This window comes from Seonamhaeicola maritimus (assembly GCF_008056315.1).
GTDB lineage: Bacteria > Bacteroidota > Bacteroidia > Flavobacteriales > Flavobacteriaceae > Seonamhaeicola > Seonamhaeicola maritimus.
In genome coordinates, this window is the sequence record NZ_VRKQ01000010.1 from 286,147 (window position 1) to 305,842 (window position 19,696).

At 34.6% G+C, this 19,696-nt stretch carries 21 protein-coding genes; 5 read left to right on the forward strand and 16 right to left on the reverse strand.

Features of this window, described 5'->3' with window-relative positions:
• Positions 1-11: 11 nt before the first annotated feature.
• From FUA22_RS09370 to FUA22_RS09390, 5 genes are all read left to right on the forward strand, one after another.
• Positions 12-752 carry an SGNH/GDSL hydrolase family protein gene (locus FUA22_RS09370; protein WP_147767703.1) on the forward strand — a complete coding sequence of 247 codons (741 nt, stop codon included), beginning with the start codon at positions 12-14 and terminating at the stop codon, positions 750-752.
• 38 nt (positions 753-790) lie between these two features.
• Entirely contained in the window at positions 791-1,690 is a 900-nt protein-coding gene (locus FUA22_RS09375; protein ID WP_147767704.1) for a metallophosphoesterase family protein, read from the forward strand.
• 5 nt (positions 1,691-1,695) lie between these two features.
• Positions 1,696-2,172, forward strand: coding sequence for a hypothetical protein (locus tag FUA22_RS09380; RefSeq protein ID WP_147767705.1), 477 nt, complete (start codon positions 1,696-1,698; stop codon positions 2,170-2,172).
• Positions 2,173-2,176: 4 nt separating this feature from the next.
• Positions 2,177-2,971 carry a DUF1853 family protein gene (locus tag FUA22_RS09385; protein WP_147767706.1) on the forward strand — a complete coding sequence of 265 codons (795 nt, stop codon included), beginning with the start codon at positions 2,177-2,179 and terminating at the stop codon, positions 2,969-2,971.
• A 184-nt stretch (positions 2,972-3,155) separates the two neighbouring features.
• Positions 3,156-5,231 carry a prolyl oligopeptidase family serine peptidase gene (locus tag FUA22_RS09390; protein WP_147767707.1) on the forward strand — a complete coding sequence of 692 codons (2,076 nt, stop codon included), beginning with the start codon at positions 3,156-3,158 and terminating at the stop codon, positions 5,229-5,231.
• Between the two features lie 291 nt (positions 5,232-5,522).
• Here FUA22_RS09390 and FUA22_RS09395 read toward each other — a convergent pair whose 3' ends face one another.
• The 16 genes from FUA22_RS09395 to FUA22_RS09470 form a co-directional block, all read right to left on the reverse strand.
• Positions 5,523-5,864 (reverse strand): YegP family protein, encoded by a 342-nt coding sequence (locus FUA22_RS09395; RefSeq protein ID WP_147767708.1) that lies wholly within the window; start codon positions 5,862-5,864, stop codon positions 5,523-5,525.
• Between the two features lie 53 nt (positions 5,865-5,917).
• A complete protein-coding gene (locus FUA22_RS09400; RefSeq protein WP_147767709.1) occupies positions 5,918-6,247 on the reverse strand; it encodes a 2Fe-2S iron-sulfur cluster-binding family protein in 330 nt (109 codons plus the stop codon).
• Between the two features lie 193 nt (positions 6,248-6,440).
• On the reverse strand, positions 6,441-6,773 hold the full coding sequence (locus FUA22_RS09405; RefSeq protein WP_147767710.1) for a hypothetical protein: 333 nt from the start codon (positions 6,771-6,773) through the stop codon (positions 6,441-6,443).
• Positions 6,774-6,779: 6 nt separating this feature from the next.
• A complete protein-coding gene (locus tag FUA22_RS09410; RefSeq protein ID WP_147767711.1) occupies positions 6,780-8,207 on the reverse strand; it encodes an NADH-quinone oxidoreductase subunit N in 1,428 nt (475 codons plus the stop codon).
• 19 nt (positions 8,208-8,226) lie between these two features.
• A complete protein-coding gene (locus tag FUA22_RS09415; protein ID WP_147767712.1) occupies positions 8,227-9,714 on the reverse strand; it encodes a complex I subunit 4 family protein in 1,488 nt (495 codons plus the stop codon).
• Between the two features lie 9 nt (positions 9,715-9,723).
• The gene (gene nuoL / locus FUA22_RS09420) at positions 9,724-11,643 is read right to left on the reverse strand and encodes an NADH-quinone oxidoreductase subunit L (protein ID WP_147767713.1); all 1,920 of its coding nucleotides are present in this window, start codon (positions 11,641-11,643) and stop codon (positions 9,724-9,726) included.
• Between the two features lie 10 nt (positions 11,644-11,653).
• Positions 11,654-11,971 carry an NADH-quinone oxidoreductase subunit NuoK gene (gene nuoK, locus FUA22_RS09425; protein WP_147767714.1) on the reverse strand — a complete coding sequence of 106 codons (318 nt, stop codon included), beginning with the start codon at positions 11,969-11,971 and terminating at the stop codon, positions 11,654-11,656.
• Between the two features lie 2 nt (positions 11,972-11,973).
• Positions 11,974-12,492: an NADH-quinone oxidoreductase subunit J family protein gene (locus tag FUA22_RS09430; protein WP_147767715.1), complete on the reverse strand. Its 519-nt coding sequence runs from the start codon at positions 12,490-12,492 to the stop codon at positions 11,974-11,976.
• 4 nt (positions 12,493-12,496) lie between these two features.
• Entirely contained in the window at positions 12,497-12,973 is a 477-nt protein-coding gene (locus FUA22_RS09435) for a 4Fe-4S binding protein (protein WP_147767716.1), read from the reverse strand.
• Between the two features lie 5 nt (positions 12,974-12,978).
• Complete coding sequence (gene nuoH / locus FUA22_RS09440) at positions 12,979-14,043, reverse strand: NADH-quinone oxidoreductase subunit NuoH (RefSeq protein ID WP_147767717.1); 1,065 nt, start codon at positions 14,041-14,043, stop codon at positions 12,979-12,981.
• A 9-nt stretch (positions 14,044-14,052) separates the two neighbouring features.
• On the reverse strand, positions 14,053-15,177 hold the full coding sequence (locus FUA22_RS09445) for an NADH-quinone oxidoreductase subunit D (protein ID WP_147767718.1): 1,125 nt from the start codon (positions 15,175-15,177) through the stop codon (positions 14,053-14,055).
• 5 nt (positions 15,178-15,182) lie between these two features.
• Positions 15,183-15,731: an NADH-quinone oxidoreductase subunit C gene (locus FUA22_RS09450; protein WP_147767719.1), complete on the reverse strand. Its 549-nt coding sequence runs from the start codon at positions 15,729-15,731 to the stop codon at positions 15,183-15,185.
• A 97-nt stretch (positions 15,732-15,828) separates the two neighbouring features.
• Positions 15,829-16,395: an NADH-quinone oxidoreductase subunit B gene (locus FUA22_RS09455; RefSeq protein ID WP_241664802.1), complete on the reverse strand. Its 567-nt coding sequence runs from the start codon at positions 16,393-16,395 to the stop codon at positions 15,829-15,831.
• Positions 16,386-16,736, reverse strand: coding sequence for an NADH-quinone oxidoreductase subunit A (locus FUA22_RS09460; RefSeq protein WP_147767721.1), 351 nt, complete (start codon positions 16,734-16,736; stop codon positions 16,386-16,388). Before FUA22_RS09460 ends, FUA22_RS09455 begins: the two co-directional genes overlap by 10 nt.
• Positions 16,737-16,748: 12 nt before the next feature.
• Entirely contained in the window at positions 16,749-17,762 is a 1,014-nt protein-coding gene (locus tag FUA22_RS09465; RefSeq protein ID WP_147767722.1) for a 2-oxoacid:ferredoxin oxidoreductase subunit beta, read from the reverse strand.
• A 1-nt stretch (position 17,763) separates the two neighbouring features.
• Positions 17,764-19,620, reverse strand: a complete 1,857-nt coding sequence (locus tag FUA22_RS09470; protein WP_147767723.1) for a 2-oxoacid:acceptor oxidoreductase subunit alpha — start codon at positions 19,618-19,620, stop codon at positions 17,764-17,766.
• Between the last annotated feature and the right edge of the window lie 76 nt (positions 19,621-19,696).

Sequence of the window (19,696 nt, forward strand, 5' to 3'; positions counted from 1 at the left end):
TTAAAAGAAAAATGAAATTGAAAACCATAATGCTCTGTATGAGCTTTGGGCTAGTCTTCTATTTTGGTTGCTCAACCAACTCAAATGACAACCAAAGTCCAAAAAAAAATGAGCTAGAAATCTCTAATCCGGTTGAAAATGACTCCTTAAAAATTCTGTCTCTTGGAGATAGTTATACCATTGGCCAAAATGTATGCTCTACATGTAGGTTCCCAGAACAACTTAAAGACAGTTTAAAAGCACGAATTAATAACTTAAAGGCCGATGCAAAAGTTATTGCTATCACAGGTTGGACTACCACTAATCTTTTAAATGCCTTAACTAGTGCAAAACTTGGTGGAGACTATAGTTTAGTCACCCTTTTAATTGGTGTGAATAATCAGTTTCAAGGCTTACCTTTTGAGGTGTTTGAAAATGAGTTTGCTGAATTGACAAGGGATGCCATAAAATATGCAAAAGAAGGACAATCTCGTTTAATTGTTATCTCTATTCCAGATTATGCTTATACGCCATTTGGAAACGGAAATAGCCATATTTCTCAAGACATTGATAAATACAATAATTTTATAGAAAACTATTGCAGCCAAAATGGAATAACCTATGTTTATATTACAGATATTACAAGAGATGGATTGGAAAACCCAGACCTTGTAGCAAATGATGGTTTACATCCTTCCTCTTTGGCATACTCCAGATTTGTTAGTCGGATTTTACCCATTGCTCTTGAAAAAATCGGTCTAGATACTAATTAATAATTTCTATATTTAGCATGCCGTAGAAAATCTACAATATGTTTTCATCTAGAAAAAGATTAGACCACGCTTATAAAAATGCCAAAACTGTTGAATTTAATGATGACAGTAAATTCATTTTATTTAGTGATTGCCATAGAGGCGATAATAGTTTTGCTGATGATTTTGCCAATAACCGCAACATTTACTTCCATGCTTTAAAGCATTATTACCAAGAAGGTTTTCAGTATTGTGAATTGGGTGATGGCGATGAACTATGGGAAAACATATCTTTCAATTCTATTTTGCATGCACATAAAAATGTGTTTCTGTTGATGCAGCAGTTTCATAAAGAAAATAAGCTGCATATGATTTGGGGGAATCATGATATGGTTTACCGAAATCCAAATTACGTAAAAAGACACCTTTCAAGTTATTTTGATCCGAAAGTTGGAGAAGATGTTGAGCTTTTTGGGGATATTACGTATAATGAAGCCATTGTTTTAAAGCATGCTGAAACGGGACAAGAACTGTTTTTAACCCACGGACATCAAGCCGATTGGTGGAATTTTTTGTTTTGGAAATGGAGCAGGTTTATGGTTAGAATTCTATGGAAACCCTTAAACGTTATGGGTATTGCAGACCCCACAAGTCCTGCTAAAAACTACAAAGAGCTTATAAAAGTTGAACGACGTGCCAAAAAATGGATTGCAGATAACAATAACCTATTAACCATTTTTGGTCATACCCACAGACCGCGTTTTCCTGAACCTGGAGACATTGCCTTTTTTAATGATGGTAGTTGTGTACACCCCAGAAGTATTACTGGTTTAGAAATAGAAAATGGTGCCATCTCATTAATTAAATGGCACATTGCCACAAGAGATGATGGTACGCTCCAAATTGTTAGAACTTTGTTGGAAGGTCCGGTAAAATTGGTTGATTATAGAACCGAATAGCACTAATGAATAAAAAAACTATCAAGTTATCAACCCACTTAAATCAGCAGGAGATAAAAACCTGTTTTGAAAAATCAATAAAAGACAAGTTTACTTCTTTCGATTTTCTTTTTCGCAACGAATACCAAGGAAAAATTGATGATACTAACTTTAAGTTTATCACTAAAGATGCTCCACCAATGGAAATTACTGGTACTTTTGTAGACAAGCAAGTGGAGTTCACTATTACATGGGATTCTTTAAAAAACTCTTTAAAGGGCTATATTTATGCGTTTGGGTATACAATAATTGCCGCCATATTTTTATTTATTGTTACCAAGTACCCAAATAGCTTTTGGGTTTACTTTTTAGGATTTATTAGCTTAATAATCCCTTATTTAATCTATAAATATTTCCTCCTTTTTCACTATTCTGAACCAAAACCAAAACTGGTTATAAACCATATAAAAAAAATTGTAAAAGGAAGCTCCTTTGAAGATTAATAATATGCTCCAAAAAAGATATGAAGGCTTTTTAAAAACACCTTGTTTATGGAAAGGTGATGTGGTTTTTTATTTAAAACAATTTGAAATTGAGTCATCATCTTCTAGAATTGATATTCAAATTGATGAGACTTTACGTTTAGGTAAATACATAGAACGTTTTGTGTCTTTTGAACTGGATAAAAAAGATGACATTTCTATTATAGCTGAAAATATTCAGATTCAGCAAGACAAAGTTACTTTAGGTGAATTAGATTGTTTAATTACAAAAAACAACACACCCATTCATTTAGAAATTATTTACAAATTCTATGTTTATGATGGTACCGTAGGCACGTCAGAAATTGAGCATTTTATTGGCTCCAACAGAAAAGATTCTTTAATTGAGAAATTAACCAAACTTAAAGAAAAACAATTACCGCTGCTCTATGCTAATACTTGCAAAATGTATTTAGATAAGTTTGAATTAAAAGCTGAAGACATTTCTCAACAAGTGTATTTTAAAGCACAATTATTCTTGCCTTATGCCAACCAAAATATTCAGCTTAAAACATTAAATAATGATTGTGTAGTTGGGTTTTATATTACAAAAGACGCATTGTCTCAACTTGAGGATTGCAAGTTTTACATACCTAATAAAAAAGATTGGTTAATTACGCCACATGCCCATGTAAATTGGCTACCATTTAAATTATTTGCCCCTATAGCGCAAGACTATTTTGAACAAAAATATGCCACATTAATTTGGATTAAACAGAATAATGGTTTGATTAAAAAAGCATTTTTGGTGTGGTGGTAAATTGCCACATTTTATGATAGCTTAAATCTTGATTTTGTGCGAAAAATTGGCTAAATTCGTTTAACGTTGGACATAAGTCACTTGTGCTGAACTTATTTCAGTATTAAAACGACGCATATCCCTAAGTTAGCAGTAATACAAAAAACGTCTCGCCCTAAAATAGGTTGACTAATAAAAAAAAAATATGAAAAAATACACTTTATTGCTCTTAGCATTATTCGGAATAGTCCTGATTACTCAAGCACAAGAAGACAAATACCTATGGTTGGAAGAAGTTGATGGACAAAAAGCATTGGAGTTTGTGAATGCACAAAACAAAACCACTGTTGAAGAATTGAGTGCCGAAAAAGATTATCAAGATATTTATGATAAAAGTTTAGCAATATCTAATTCTACTGATAGAATTGCATATCCATCTATTCGAGGGAACTATGTTTATAATTTTTGGAAAGATAAAGACCATGTTAGGGGTATCTGGAGAAGATCTTCACTTGAAAATTATAACAGTGGTAATCCACTTTGGGAAACACTGATTGATATAGATGAACTTTCAGAAAAAGATAATATAAAATGGGTTTATAAAGGAAGTAATGGTCTATATCCTTATTATAACCGGTTTTTAGTTAGTCTGTCCAAAGGTGGTGGTGATGCAGTAGTTGTTAAAGAGTTTGATGCAAATAAAAAGCAATTCATAGAAAACGGATTTTCAATCGATGAATCAAAAGGATCTGCTAGATATTTAGATAAAAACACATTGATTGTTGCGACAGATTTTGGAGCAGGCACCATGACAAATTCCGGTTATCCAAAACAAGTAAAACTATGGAAACGTGGCACTTCGTTGAAAGATGCCCAACTTATCTACGATGGAGAATCTACAGATGCGTTTATGACCTCTGGTTATGTTTTACGTGATGGTAATCAGGCATACACATTAATTAGACGAAGCTTGACAACTTTTTCTGGTCAATATATGGTTTGGATAAATAATAAAATGATAAAACTAGATATTCCTGAAGATGTTAGTATCAAAGGTATTTTAATTAATCAATTGATTATTCAATTAAAATCGGATTGGGATGTCAATTCCAAAACCTATAAAACTGGAGTTCTTTTGAGCCTTGATTTTAAGGAGTTGTTAAAAGGTAATAAAGAAATTCAAGTCATTATTGAACCTGATGAATTTTCGAGTATCTCAGACGTTTCGACTACCAAAAACAAAATGCTTCTTAACTTATTGACAGATGTTACAGGTCAATTATATATCTATTCTTTCACTAACGGGAAGTGGACTAATGAAAAAGTGAAGGCACCCGATTTTGGAAGAATTTCCATTGTTGGAATTGATGATAATTCTGATCAATATTTCTTTAATTTTATGAACTTTATTACACCATCCACCTTGTATTCGGCAGATGCAAACAAAAACACGCTTAAGGTCTATAAATCATTACCTGCTTTTTTTGATGCCAGTAAATATGAAGTGACCCAATATAAAGCGAAATCAAAAGATAGCACGAAGATTCCTTATTTTATGGTAGCTGCTAAAGACATGAAATATGACGGTACAAACCCAACCTTAGTATATGCCTATGGGGGCTTTGAAATTTCTTATGCACCTTTTTACGCTGCAACATTTGGAGTTTCATGGCTAGATAAGGGAGGCGTTTTTGTCTTGGCTAATATCCGTGGTGGTGGTGAGTATGGTCCTAAATGGCATCAAGATGGGATAAAAGAAAAACGACAAAATGTTTTTGACGATTTATATGCAGTATCAGAAGATTTAATCAATAAAAAAATAACTACTCCAAGACACTTAGGTGTTATGGGTGGAAGTAATGGAGGACTGTTAGTAGGGGTAGCTTTTACACAACGACCAGATTTATACAATGCTGTAGTTTCTCAAGTACCATTGTTAGACATGCAACGTTATAATAAACTTTTGGCGGGTGCTAGTTGGATGGGAGAATTCGGTAATCCTGATATTCCAGAAGAGTGGGAGTACATTAAAAAATATTCCCCTTATCACAATCTTAAAAAAGGGATAGAATATCCAGAAGTATATTTTGGGACTTCTACTCGTGATGATAGAGTGCATCCAGGACATGCTAGAAAAATGGTTGCTAAAATGAATGATATGGGTTATAAAACTTATTATTATGAAAATACTGAAGGAGGTCATGCAGGTTCTTCAACAAATGAGCAAAGTGCTAAATCGGGAGCATTAACTTTTTCATATTTATTGATGAAGTTGAAGTAAAATAAATAAGAATGCCTCACTTAAAACAATATTAACTACTACTAACAATGTATATAAAAAATAGGCGAAATAGTAATAAATTGAAGGGTTTTGATACTAATCAAAGTTTGTGGTTAACTGAAAGTTTAGAGTTTCATAATCGCCTACTTTTCATACACTAACTGTTAAACGAACCTCAGCAAAAACAAAATCACTTTCTGGTTAAAACAAAGCTAGCGGATATGTGCGTTAGGAATTGAGGATACTTCGACTACGATCAGTACAGGTTTATTGAGGCTATTTAAACTAAATTTATAAAGCATAAACTAAATCGTCAATTATGGCACGTTTAGCTGTTTTCTTAACTAGATTAAGGGCTTTTTCCATAGAAGCAAAGGTTAAATAGGTTTCACTTGTAGCCAATAATTCACCATCAGATAATTTTTCAAAAGTAAAGTACGGACTACCACACTCCGCTTTTTGTCTTACAAAATACCGATCATTGAAAGCATGCTTTTTAAAAAAGTGAAGCTTTTTTAAACAACCCATCATAGATGTGTACGGCTCACTAGTAAGTGTAATTAGCTGATTATTTGGTTTAAATAAAAACCTATAATATCCAGATTTATCCTTATAAATTTTGAACCGAGCCATTTAAACTTTTACGTTTAATAATTTGACCCTAACTGTCCAAAAAAGTCACTAAATTAACTCTCTGGAGCCAACTCTAATTCTAGACCTTCCATTTCTGGAGTGACTTGAATTTGGCAACCCAAACGCGAATTAACTTGAACATCAAAAGCTTCTGATAACATAGCTTCTTCGTCATCACTCATTGGGGGCAACTCATTATCACTGTTTATATAACATTGGCAGGAGGCGCACATAGCCATACCACCGCATACACCAATGGTGCCTTCGGGAGCTAATTCGTATGAACGAACCACTTCCATTAAATTCATAGCCATATCTGTTGGGGCTTGAATTTCATGTTTTGTACCTTCTCTATCTGTTATTTTTAATGTTACGTCAACCATGACAATACCTGAATTTTTAGTGTTTAAATAGATTGAGCCGCCAAAAATAAACCTATTTACACTAAAATTTCAAATCTTTAATCAATTATTTCTATCGATTTAATAGGATTTAACTATAACATAGCATAACTACCTAAAACAGGGTAGTTTACAAAACAAAAAAAATGTGAAAAATCTGGGTGAATTTTACCCTTTAGAAATTGCTTCCGTTATTCCAATACTGAGGTTTGGTGTCTTCGGTTTCTTGGTTCCAATAACCTTGGGTTACCTTTTGCCCATTGAACGTTTCTAGCTTGCGTTGAAAAATCCAAATGGTTGGATTAAACACCATATCTGTAACCCCGATAGTATACAATTGCTGGTCTTCTTCTTTTTTTCTTCGGTCTTCTTGAACAAGTACTTCAAACCCATTGAATTCCAAAAGCTTTTTTAGAAAGTCTCTTCTATCAGCGCTTACCCCCTTTTCAACAAAGGTTACTCTGGTATCTTCAATACTCCCGAACATATGTTTTCCTGCTAATGCCATAATCTCTTAAAAAACACTTTTACTTAATTCATGAATATAATCGTATAACGGACTATACAAACCAATTACTAAAATACCAACAGCGGTAATTAGTAATCCTAATTTCATATATATTTTACTTTTAAAATAGGGAATGGCGTTGTCACTTTTTCTTAAAAACATAGCCCTTATAACTAGTAAATAATAGTATAATGAGATGGTTACATTTACTACTGCCAAAAACACTAATAGATAATACCCTTTACTTGCAGCGGCGGTAAATAAGAAGAACTTTCCGAAAAAACCTGCTACTGGTGGAATACCTGCCAAAGAGAATAAAGCCAGCATCATTACCAAACTTAAGTTGGGGTTGGTTCTATACAAACCTTCATAGTCACTCATATTTTCTTTCCCCGTTTTAAGCGAAATAGCTTGTACCACACCAAATGCTGCTAAATTTGAGAATATATAAATCAACACAAAATAAACCACGGTTGTAGTACCTAATTGATTGCCTGTTATTAAACCTAAGAGAATAAAACCTGCTTGCGCAATAGATGAAAATGCCAAAAAGCGTTTCATGTTTTGCTGCCTTAAAGCAAACAGGTTACCAATAAACATTGTAATTATGGCAACGCCATAGAGTATGTTTTCCCAAATATGCATTAATGGTTTTAGAACCGTAAACAGTAAAATCATTAATATGAATACCGCAGCTCCTTTAGAAATTACTGATAGGTATGACGCTATACTTATTGGCGCGCCTTCATAAACATCGGCTGTCCAGAAATGGAAAGGCACTAGAGATATTTTAAATCCTAATCCTGCAAAGAACAACACAAAACCTAAAATGGTAAGATTGCTTGCGGTTATTGCCTCTGAAATTTCTGCAAAATAAATAGATCCGGTTGTTGCATAAAGCATGGAGATACCAAATAATGATACTCCCGAAGCCAATGCTGCAGAAAGTATTAATTTGATACCTGATTCACTAGATATTCTTTTGGTGACCTCAAAGGCTGCCAAAGCCGCAACCGGTAATGTAGATAATTCAAGCCCTAAATAAAACATAAGGAAATCACCTGCAGAAATCATGAAATACATTCCTAACAACGATGAAAAAAGGAGAATGAAAAATTCTGTTCCTCGTTGCTGTTGAATAATCTTTTCTTCTAACCAGTCACCAGATTGTAAAAGCAATATTAAAACACCAATGTTCAATACATTCTTAAAAAAATGAATGAGTTCGTTTGTTTGAAACATCCCTCCGAAAAGACTTCCATAATCGATTTTAAAGAACCCAACAATGGTATGTATACCAAATAAGAAAATAGCCAAATGAACTACACTACTCTTTTTAGCATTGGATATAGACACTTCGGCAACCACTAACAATAAGATTACTGCTAAAAGTATTATTTCATGTCTCATCAATAAAAAACTACTAAAATCCATTATCAGTTCTTTTTAACTTTTATAATAATCCTTTAATAAAAGGATCTAAACTCTCTAATATCATATCACTCAACCAAAGTGGTGCAACACCAATACCTACTATTGGAATTAATAATAAAAGAATACCAAATCTCTCATACCACGTTACTTTCTCCAACTTCAAATAAGCATCATTTTTAATTGGGCCCATGAGCATGATACCAACTACTCTTAATATATAAACTGCTGTAATTACAATGACTGATATAGACAGAATGGTTGCTACTCTCATAAACGTATCCTCTTGTTGAAATGCCCCAACAAAAATGTTCATTTCTGCTACAAATCCGCTAAATCCGGGCAAACCTAAAGATGCTAAACCTGCTATAACATATATCACCGATATAAACGGAATCACCTTTAACAAGCCTCCTAATTTTCCAATATCTCTGGTGTGGGTTCTGCCATAAATCATCCCAATTAATGCAAAGAAAAGGGCTGTCATAAATCCATGAGAAAGCGACTGTAAAATGGCACCGTTCCATGCTGTTTTATTCAACATTAATAGCGCAAATAACACCAGCCCTAAATGACTCACTGATGAGTAGGCGTTAATATATTTTAAATCTGTTTGCCTAATGGCACTTAATGCCCCATAAACAACACCTATAACGGATAGAATGATAAATACCCAAGACCAATCAATAGCTCCAAGTGGTAACAGATACATAGCTACTCTAAACACGCCGTATCCACCTAATTTCATAAGTACACCAGCATGTAACATAGAAACCGCAGTTGGTGCTGATGCATGACCATCTGGTGACCAAGTATGGAATGGGAATAAAGCCCCAATAACTGCAAACCCAATAAAGGTTAATGGGAAGAATAATTTTTGAGCTTCAAACGGGATATTAACCTGTGCAATTTCTAAAATATTAAAGGTTAATGCGCCTCCATCGGCATCAGAGTTAAAGTAGATTCCTAATATTCCAACTAACAAAACTGCTGATGCTCCCATAAGCATCAAAGTCAATTTCATTGCTGAATATTCCTTTGGTCCAGATCCCCAAATTCCTATTAATAAATACATAGGAATTACCGCTATTTCGAAGAATACGAACATGGTAAATAAATCGATAGAGATAAAAAAACCATATACACCAACGGACAATACAATGAGCGATATAAAAAATTCTTTAGGTAAGTGGTACATCTTCCAAGAGATGAAAACCCCGGCAAGCACAACTATAGTCGTTAAAAGCAATAATGCTACTGATATACCGTCTACCCCAATGTTATAATGAATATTAAACTGTTCAAACCAAACCACATCTTTGGTAAAAACCATGATGCTATCGTTAACAGCACGTTCTTTAAAATAGGCAAACACAAGATTGACAGCCATCACAAGCTGAACCGCACTTCCTATCATAGAAACCACACGTGCTTGTTTTAAGTTTTTAGTAAAAACTAAAACTAGAATGGTAATTATAGGAACAATTATAAAAAGTGATAAAATATCCATATTACTTGTTTAGTTTGTCCATAAATAAATAAACACTAGTGCTACTACAACCACACCTGCTACAAAGGCAAAAGCATAATCTTGTACTTTACCAGATTGTATGCCCTTTATCTTTTTAGAAATGACAACTGTTTTATTTCCGATGCCTTCCATAGTGCCATCAACAATTTGTTTATCGAACTTAGCTATGGGTGCAGATACCCTTTTAAAAATGATTTTTTTAGTGACGAACATGTAAATCTCATCGAAATAAAATTTATCACAAGCCCATTTATAAAGTGGTCCGAAAGCATTTGCATACTTATCTGATAAACTATTTTCCTTTTTATAGAATACCCAAGCCAACACAATTCCAATGATTCCAACGCCTGTTGCTATAGCAGCTAACGGATAATTTAAATGAGCTTCAAAACCTGCTTTATCGGCTGTTACAAACTCACTAAATGGGATTAATCCGCCCACAATACTCAATACCGCTAACACCAATAAAGGAAAGGTCATGGATAATGGAGATTCTTTAGGCTTATGTTCATAGGCTGTGTCTTTCCCCCAGAAAATACCGAAGTAAAGCCTAAACATATAGAACGCCGTTAATCCAGCAACAAATACCCCAACATAATAGATGAGTTTATTATGTTCAAAAGCGGCCACCAAAATTTCATCCTTACTCCAGAATCCAGCCAAAGGTGGTACACCGGCAATTGCTAAAGCAGCAATTAAAAAGGTAATATTTGTAATAGGCATATACTTACGTAAACCACCCATATCTTTTAAATAATTACTGTGAACAGCATGAATAACGGATCCTGCTCCTAGAAATAGAAGTGCCTTAAACATGGCGTGTGTAAACAAATGGAACATGGATGCCATATAACCAACACCATCATGTCCTTCATAACCAGAAACACCTAAAGCTAACATCATATACCCTAATTGAGACATGGTTGAAAAGGCTAAAACACGTTTTATATCGGTTTGAGTTATGGCTATAATAGCAGCAAATAATGCTGAAAATGCACCAACATAAGCTACAATATTTAGAGCGAAACCATCCTCAACGAAATAAAACATTGGGAATAATCGAGCTACTAAAAATACACCTGCCACTACCATGGTTGCCGCATGAATTAATGCTGAAACTGGTGTTGGACCTTCCATAGCGTCCGGTAACCAAATATGTAAAGGAAACATGGCTGACTTTCCAGCGCCGCCAATAAAAATGAATATCAACGCCCATGTAATTACTGAAAGCCCCATAAACGAAGTTGCTGCCCAATTCATTATAGCACTACCTTCTGGATTGTTCAAGGTTTCAAAATCGAACGTTCCTGTATAGTAGCCTATAATCATGATTCCAATTAAGAAACCAAAATCTGCAAATCGGGTTACTATAAAAGCTTTTTTGGCAGCTGCAATAGCCGATGTTTTTGTATAATAATATCCGATAAGTAAATAAGAAGACACCCCTACCAATTCCCAGAAAATATAAATCTGGAATAGGTTAGTTGCTAAAACCAAACCATACATTGAAAAGGTGAAAAGCCCTAGGAATGCAAAGAATTTGGTATAGCCTTCATCGCCTTTCATATAGCCTCTACTGTAAATATGTACCATTAGAGATACTACAGAAACCACCACTAACATCATAACTGAAATTGGGTCGATTAAGATTCCCATATCTATATGTAGCGTATCTGTGAAATTCATCCAAACAGACTTTTCTGTAAATGTTTGATATACGCCATATACTTTCCCACTAACAAAAAAGTACTGATACGCAGCATAAAAAGAAAGCATTGCAGAAGCTAATAACCCAAAAACCCCAACATAACCAGAAACAGCAGGTTTGATTCTCTTGTGAAAAATTCCTAATAGCAAGAACACTAGAAAAGGAATAATCGGGATTAATATGATGTAATCAATGCTCATGTTGTAAATATTAATGTTTCATCATTTCAGTATCTTCAACTTCAACGGAACTAATTTGTCTGTATAGATTTATTATTATTGAAATAGCCAAGGCAGTTTCTGCTGCCGCTACCGCTATTATAAAAATTGAGAAAAACACCCCTTGTAACATATCTGGGTACAGATATTTATTTATAACTACAAAATTCACTACGGATGCATTTAAAATCAACTCTACAGAAATCAAAATAGAAATCAGATTTTTTCGAGTTAAAAATCCGTACACACCAATAAAAAATATGATGGTGGTTACAGTTAGTATTTCATATATAGTAATGCCTTCTATCATAATCAATCTTCATTTTTGTTAGTCAGTTTCTTTCCTTTAGCAATAACAATAGCTCCAATCATTGCTGCCAATAAAACCACACTTATAACTTCAAAAGGAAGAATAAATCCACCCGCTTCGTAGCTCAACATTCTTGAACCAATATCTGCTGTGGTAGTGCTTATATTATTCTCAACAACATTAAATTCATGTGCGTATATATTTGTTAAAACAATTCCAGTCCCTACCAAACATGTAATGGCCGTAATTATTTGTTTTAAGGGTTTAGCAACTTCCAATTCTAGTTCAATATGATGCACTAAAAGCACGGAAAAAATCATTAAAACAATAATACCTCCGGCATAAACGGTAAGCTGAACAGCTGCCAAGAAATTATAATCTATTAAAAAGAAAATGCCAGCAATTCCAACCAAAACAAATAGTAAGTAAATAACAGACCGAAGCATCTTTCGATTTCGGACCGCCGCAATTGCAAATACAATCATTATAAGTGCAATTATGTAAAATATTATTCTTTCCATAGATTTAATCTTCTATCCCAGCTCTTACTTTAGATTCTGGTTCATTTAAAACTCTGGTTAATGCTGTTCTATCGTATACTGAGTTCTCAAAATTCTGACCCCATTCAATGGCATCTGTTGGGCAAACATCAATACATAAACCACACATGGTACACATACTTAAATGGTAAACAAATTGGTCTATTTTCTTTTTCTTCTTGCCCGTTTCTTCATCTATACCTCTATCCCAAATAATTTCTATTGTTCCATTAGGGCATGCAATTTCACATTTCTGGCAACCTGTACAAGCATGCTCATTATTTTCATCATGTGGCATAATCACTTCACCACGAAAACGATCGAACATTTTTAAGGTTTCTCTATTATCAGGATATTGTTGCGTAATAGCTCCTTTTCTGGAATTCAAAAAGTACTTCCCAGTAATACTCATTCCTGTGAGAAGTGTTTTAATTCCATTGAATATGTTAGAAAAATAGCCCATACTCCTTATATCTGAATAATTAATTTTTGCCAAACAATAAATGCCATAATAACTATGTTTACTAAATTAATTGGCAGTAAATATTTCCACTCAAGTGTTAATAATTGATCTACTCTTAACCTTGGGAACGTCCATCTAAACCACATCATTAAAAAGACCAAAACCAAGGTTTTAGCTAAGAACCAGAAAACACCCAACCATGGAATAGACTCTGTAATTCCAAAAGGTGATAACCACGCTCCAAAAAATACGGTTGCAGCAATGGCTGCTATTAAGAACATATTTATAAATTCTGCCAAAAAGAAATAAGCAAACTTCATCCCTGAATACTCTGTATGGAAACCGGCTCCAAGTTCAGATTCAGCTTCAACCATATCAAAAGGTGCTCTATTAGTTTCTGCAGTTCCTGCAATCATGTAAATCATAAATGCAATAATAGCTGGAATATGCCCTTGAACTATTAACCAACCGCCTTTTTGCACCTCAACAATTTCTGAAAGTTGTAATGACCCTGTTAACAGAATCATGGTTAAAAGAGACAATCCAACAGACAGCTCATAACTAATGGTTTGAACACCACTACGCATAGCCCCAATTAAAGCGAATTTATTGTTACTTGCCCAACCTCCTAATAAAATACCAATAACACCTATTGATGAAATGGCTATTAAAAAGAAGATGCCAATATTGATATCAAAAGCTTGAAATTCTTTTGTGAAAGGCATGACTCCAAGAGCCATTAAAGCGGAAATAATAACAAAATAAGGTGCTAAATTGTATAGAAATTTATCAGCTCTATCCGTCCCTGTTAATTCCTTAGATACTAACTTTAAAGCATCGGCCATAGTTTGAAGTAAGCCTTGAAACCCTACTCTATTTGGGCCAATTCGTAATTGAAACCAAGCCGCTACCCTTCTCTCTATTAAAACGAGAAACAACCCTGCTATAGCAAATATCCCTAAATAAATCAGAGCAACAATTATCATGGCAACATAACTAGCAGCAGACTCTGACATCATGCTTACAAGCCATTCTTGAATGTTATCGGTTATACTTAAAGGTATTCTCATTACTATATTTTATCTATCTATATCTGGAATCACTAAATCTAAAGTGGCCATAGTGGCTACTAAATCCCCAATTTTTCCTCCCGTAGCCATATGACTTAAGGCTGATAAATTTGAAAAACCTGGTGATCTGAATTTTAATCTATATGGATTTTTTGTTCCTGTACTTATAACATAAACACCTAATTCTCCTCTGGCGGTTTCTACTTTTTGATAGAATTCGCCCTTTGGTAATTTTATTACGGCATTTGTTTTTACTCTAAATTCTCCCTCTGGAATATTATCTATTAATTGCTCAATGATGGATAAAGATTCCCACATTTCCTGAATTCTCACACTATACCTTGCGAAGGTATCTCCTTCTGTTCGTAAAGCTTCGTTGAACGTAACCTTGTCTAGAGCACTGTACGGATGGTATTTTCTAACATCACAAGAAAAGCCAGAACCACGTCCTACAGGACCCGAAACACCAAATGAAATAGCATCTTCTTTTGTTAAGATTCCAACGCCTTTAGTTCGTTTCTGGAATATGACATTCCCAGTTAATAAGCGGTCATATTCAGGTATTTTTGTTTTGAAATGAGCAACAAAATCTTTTACACGTTTTACAAAATTTTCATGAATATCCCACATCAATCCACCAGGGACATTGTAGTTCATGGTTAATCTAGCACCACAGGTTTCTTCAAAAATATCATTAATCATTTCACGGTCTCTAAACCCATAAAAATATGTGGTAAGTGCACCAACATCCATTCCCATAACGCCCCACCATAAGCAATGCGATGCTATTCTAGTAAGTTCTCCAATTATAGTTCTAATAACCTGAACGCGTTCTGGAATTTCCAGTTGCAAAGCATTTTCAACTGTTAAGCAAACGGCTTCATTATTAATATGTGAAGACAAATAATCCATTCTATCTGTTAAATGAACTATTTGTTGGTAGCTGTCGCGTTCACACATTTTTTCTATGGAACGATGTATGTACCCTAAATCTGGTTCTACTTTTTTTATAATTTCACCATCAATGGTTAATAAAAGTCGTAAAACCCCATGCGTTGCAGGATGCTGAGGCCCCATGTTAATGAAATATTCCTCAGACTTAAAATTATTATTTATGGTAGTTGTTTCTTGCATATATATTATTTAACAACCATATTTATTTCATCTACATAATCCTTCCGAAGTGGAAAACCATCCCATTCATCGGTTAAAAACAGACGTTTTAAATTGGGGTGATTATTAAACTTTATACCGAAAAAATCAAACACTTCGCGTTCGTGAAAATCGGCGGTTCTCCAGATGTCACAAACCGAATCGAATGTTGGGTTTTCTCTGTCCTCAGTCTTTACTTTTACCACAATGCTATGACGATGTTTTGTTGATTCTAAATGATATACAATACCCAAGTCAGTACCCCAATCAACGCCACTTAAACAAAACAAATAATCGAAACTTGTTTCCGCAGTTGTTTTTAATTTGCTCATTAATTGATGTAAATTTTCTGGCTTAACTAAAACGTTTAAAAACTGAGACCCTTCTTCAGTAAATTCTAAAAGACTCGGATTTATAGGCTCTTTAGCTTCAATAGCGTCTTCTCCTTCAGTAACCTCAACTGGTTCTGAAGCAACACTAGCTTCTGGATTTGGAAACCAACTGCCTAATAATTCTTGTAATGTTTCGTTAGTCATAATTTACTCGATAATCGAGATTAAGTATTCCGAAGCTTGCCTCGAAATTTTTATTCTTTTTCTTTTCAACTACCTTGTGAGTTTACTACAAGGTGGTTTACTTATAAAAACCTTCATCAAACCCGTCAATAGGATTCTTTTTATGTTTCATGTTTTCGGTTCTAATCTTATCTTGCAACATCAGCATTCCTTCTAACAAAGCCTCAGGTCTTGGAGGGCACCCAGGCACATAAACATCAACTGGAATCACATGATCTGCTCCTTTTACCACTGAATATGTATTATAGAAAAAAGGACCTCCAGATATTGCACAAGCACCCATGGCTATAACATATCTTGGTTCAGCCATTTGATCATATAATCGACGTAAAACTGGTGCCATTTTATTTACAATGGTACCTGCAATAATTATTAAATCTGCTTGACGAGGGGAAGGGCGTGCAACTTCAAACCCGAATCTAGAATAATCATGTCTAGCTGCTCCGGTTTGCATCATTTCTATAGCACAACAGCTTGTTCCGAAGTACAAAGACCATAAGGAATTTGAACGTCCCCAATTAATAATTTTATCTAAAGAAGTCACCACAATATTGGCGCCATTTCCAGCAGGAATTACTTTCCCTGGAAAATCATCTGGTATTTTATACGTGTTATCTACTCCCATTTTAATGCGCCTTTTTTCCATGCATAAAGTAACCCTAAACCAAGAATAACAAGGAAAATTAATATCTCAATAAATGCTATTCCTCCAATATCACCAAAGACAACCGCCCAAGGAACTAAAAAGGCTACTTCTACATCAAAAATCAAAAATAAAATGGCAAAAAGATAATACCCAACTTTAAACTGAACCCAAGTTGGTCCGATGGTTTTCATACCACTTTCATAGGGCTCTCTTTTCTGCGGGTTATCAGATTTATGCGAAACTAAATTTGATAAAAAGTTTGCGCCTGCAACTAAAACAACACCGGCAAGAAAAAAAACAATAATGGCTTCTGAACCCATAAATTATATTATTTATTCAACTTCGTAAGTATCTCCTGAAAAGAACAAATCATCGGTCACACTAAATTTTGAATTTGCTTTAACTGCTCCTATCTGGTCATTCTTTCTTTCCTCCAATGTCACATCATCAAAACTTCTAATAATTCCCGTAACCTTTGGATAATACATTCTTACCAACATTTGATGTAAAGTTGGATCTGGTTCTTTAGCATCATGCACCAAAATATCATCTTCGGTGACACCATTCTCTCCAATGGTTACCACTTCTAGTTTTAGTCCTTTTAAAACAAGTCCTTTATCTCTTTCTTTACCAAAAACCATGGGTTTACCATGTTCAACAAATAACTGCTTATCTGCCCTAACTGCTTTATCTGTAAATTCATCATAACAACCATCATTGAAAATAGGGCAATTTTGCATCACTTCAATTAAAGAAGTTCCCTTAAACTTTTCTGCTTCAATAAACAACTGAGTCATTTCTTTTGGCGTATTCCCACCAATTCTTGCAAAGAAACGCGCTTGGGCTCCAATAGCTAATTCTCCAGCAGAAAAGGGTGGTTGTGTGTTTCCGTAAGGAGATGATTTTGTTTTTTGTCCCACCACAGACGTTGGAGAAAACTGACCTTTTGTTAAACCATATATTTCATTATTAAAAAGAATAATGTTTAAATCTACATTACGTCTTAAAGCATGTATAAAATGATTGCCTCCAATTGCCATAGAATCGCCATCACCAGTAATTACCCAAACGCTCAAATCTGGGTTAGCTAATTTGGTTCCGGTTGCAATTGCAGGAGCTCTACCATGAATACTATGCATACCATAGGTATCCATATAATATGGAAAACGAGAGGAACATCCTATTCCTGATATAAAAACAACATCTTCTTTTTTAACGCCCATTTCAGGAAGCGCTTTTTGCATTGCGCGCAAAATAACGTAGTCATCACATCCTGGGCACCATCTAACTTCTTGATCGCTGGAAAAATCTTTGAAAGTGTATTTCTTTTCAACTGTAGTATCCATATTATTTCAGCAATTGTTTAAATTTTTGAACTAACTCTTCATTACCAAATGGTAATCCTTGAATCTTATTGAACTGCAAAATATCGAAGTCATTAAAATTCAATTTCAACACTTTTGCAAATTGACCACTATTCAATTCACAAACTACAATTTTCTTAAATCGTTTTAATACCTCAACCGTATTTTTAGGCAGCGGATTTATATAATTAAAATGAGCAAACCCTATGGTTTTAATCCCTTCTTCTCTTAAATGTTTTATTGATGAATACAATGATCCATAAGTGCCTCCCCAACCAATTACAAGTAAATCACCTTCATCAGCAAACTCAGGAACTAGTTCTGGTATTGAATTTTGAGCACGCTTTATTTTCTCAGCTCTAATATTAACCATGTATTCATGATTATCTGGCACATAAGACACATTTCCGCTCACACGATCTTTTTCTAAACCACCGACCCTATGTTCTAAACCTGGTGTCCCGGGTAATGCCCAAGAACGTGCCAAAGTCTTTTCATCTCTATCATAAGGATGCCAATTTTCTTTTGCCACTTGAATTATATTATTGTTAATCTCAGGCATATCTTTTACAGACTTAATCTTCCATGGTGCAGACCCGTTGGCAATATATCCATCTGTTAACAACACCACTGGAGTCATATACTCTAGCGTTAGCTTTGAGGCTTCATAAGCAAAGTCAAAGCAATTTGACGGCGTACTAGCAGCTATAACAATAATAGGACTTTCACCGTTTCTTCCATATAATGTTTGTAGTAAGTCTGATTGCTCAGTTTTTGTTGGCAATCCGGTTGATGGACCACCTCTCTGTACATTTACCACAACTAAAGGCATTTCAATCATCATCGCTAATCCTAATGCCTCTCCTTTTAATGCTAACCCTGGTCCAGATGTGGTAGTAAGCGCCAAACTCCCAGCAAAGGAAGCTCCAATTGCAGAGGTAATTCCTGCTATTTCATCTTCAGCCTGAAATGTTTTAACGCCAAAATGTTGATGTTTTGCTAATTCATGAAGAATGTCTGAAGCTGGTGTAATAGGATATGACCCCAAAAACAAATCTAACCCACATTTCTCTGATGCAGCTAAAAACCCCCAGGCTGTAGCTGTATTCCCCATGATTATCCTGTAAGTCCCAGAGGCCATTTTCGCAGGAGCAACTGTATAAGAATTTGGAATTAACTCCAGAGTTTCAGCAAAATAATAACCTGTATTCAAAACCTTTGTATTGGCTTCAATTAAATGAGGTTTAGAGCTAAACTTCTTCTTAAAGAAATCTATGGTATGGTCTGTAGATCTATCATACATCCAATAAACCATACCCAATGCAAACATATTTTTACTTCGGGTGATACTTTTATTATCTAGTCCTTCAACATCCTTTAAAGTCTCTTTGGTTAATGATGTCATGGTAACTTCAATAACTTGATAATTTTCTAAACTACCATCTTCTAAAGGATTACTCTCATACTGTGCTTTTTCCAAGTTCTTTTTAGTAAAAGCATCGGTATCAACAATAATTGTATGCCCAGGTTTAACAGCATGCAGATTTGTTTTTAAACCAGCCGGATTCATGGCTACCAATAAATCTACTTCGTCACCAGGAGTACTAATCTCTACACTACCAATGTGTACTTGAAAACCAGACACACCATACAAACTGCCTTGAGGTGCTCTAATTTCTGCCGGATAATTAGGAAAAGTAGCAATATCATTACCAAACATTGCTGAGGTATCAGAAAACTGCGTCCCGGTTAATTGCATTCCGTCACCGGAGTCACCAACAAATCTAATTATTACCGCTTCAAGCGTTTCTTGTTGGTGATTAGTTTTAGTTGTCGCCATGCATTAAAAAAAGTTAAAAAATCTAATTAAATTTATTAAAAATCTCTAATTTTATCGATATGTAAGTTTCAAATAT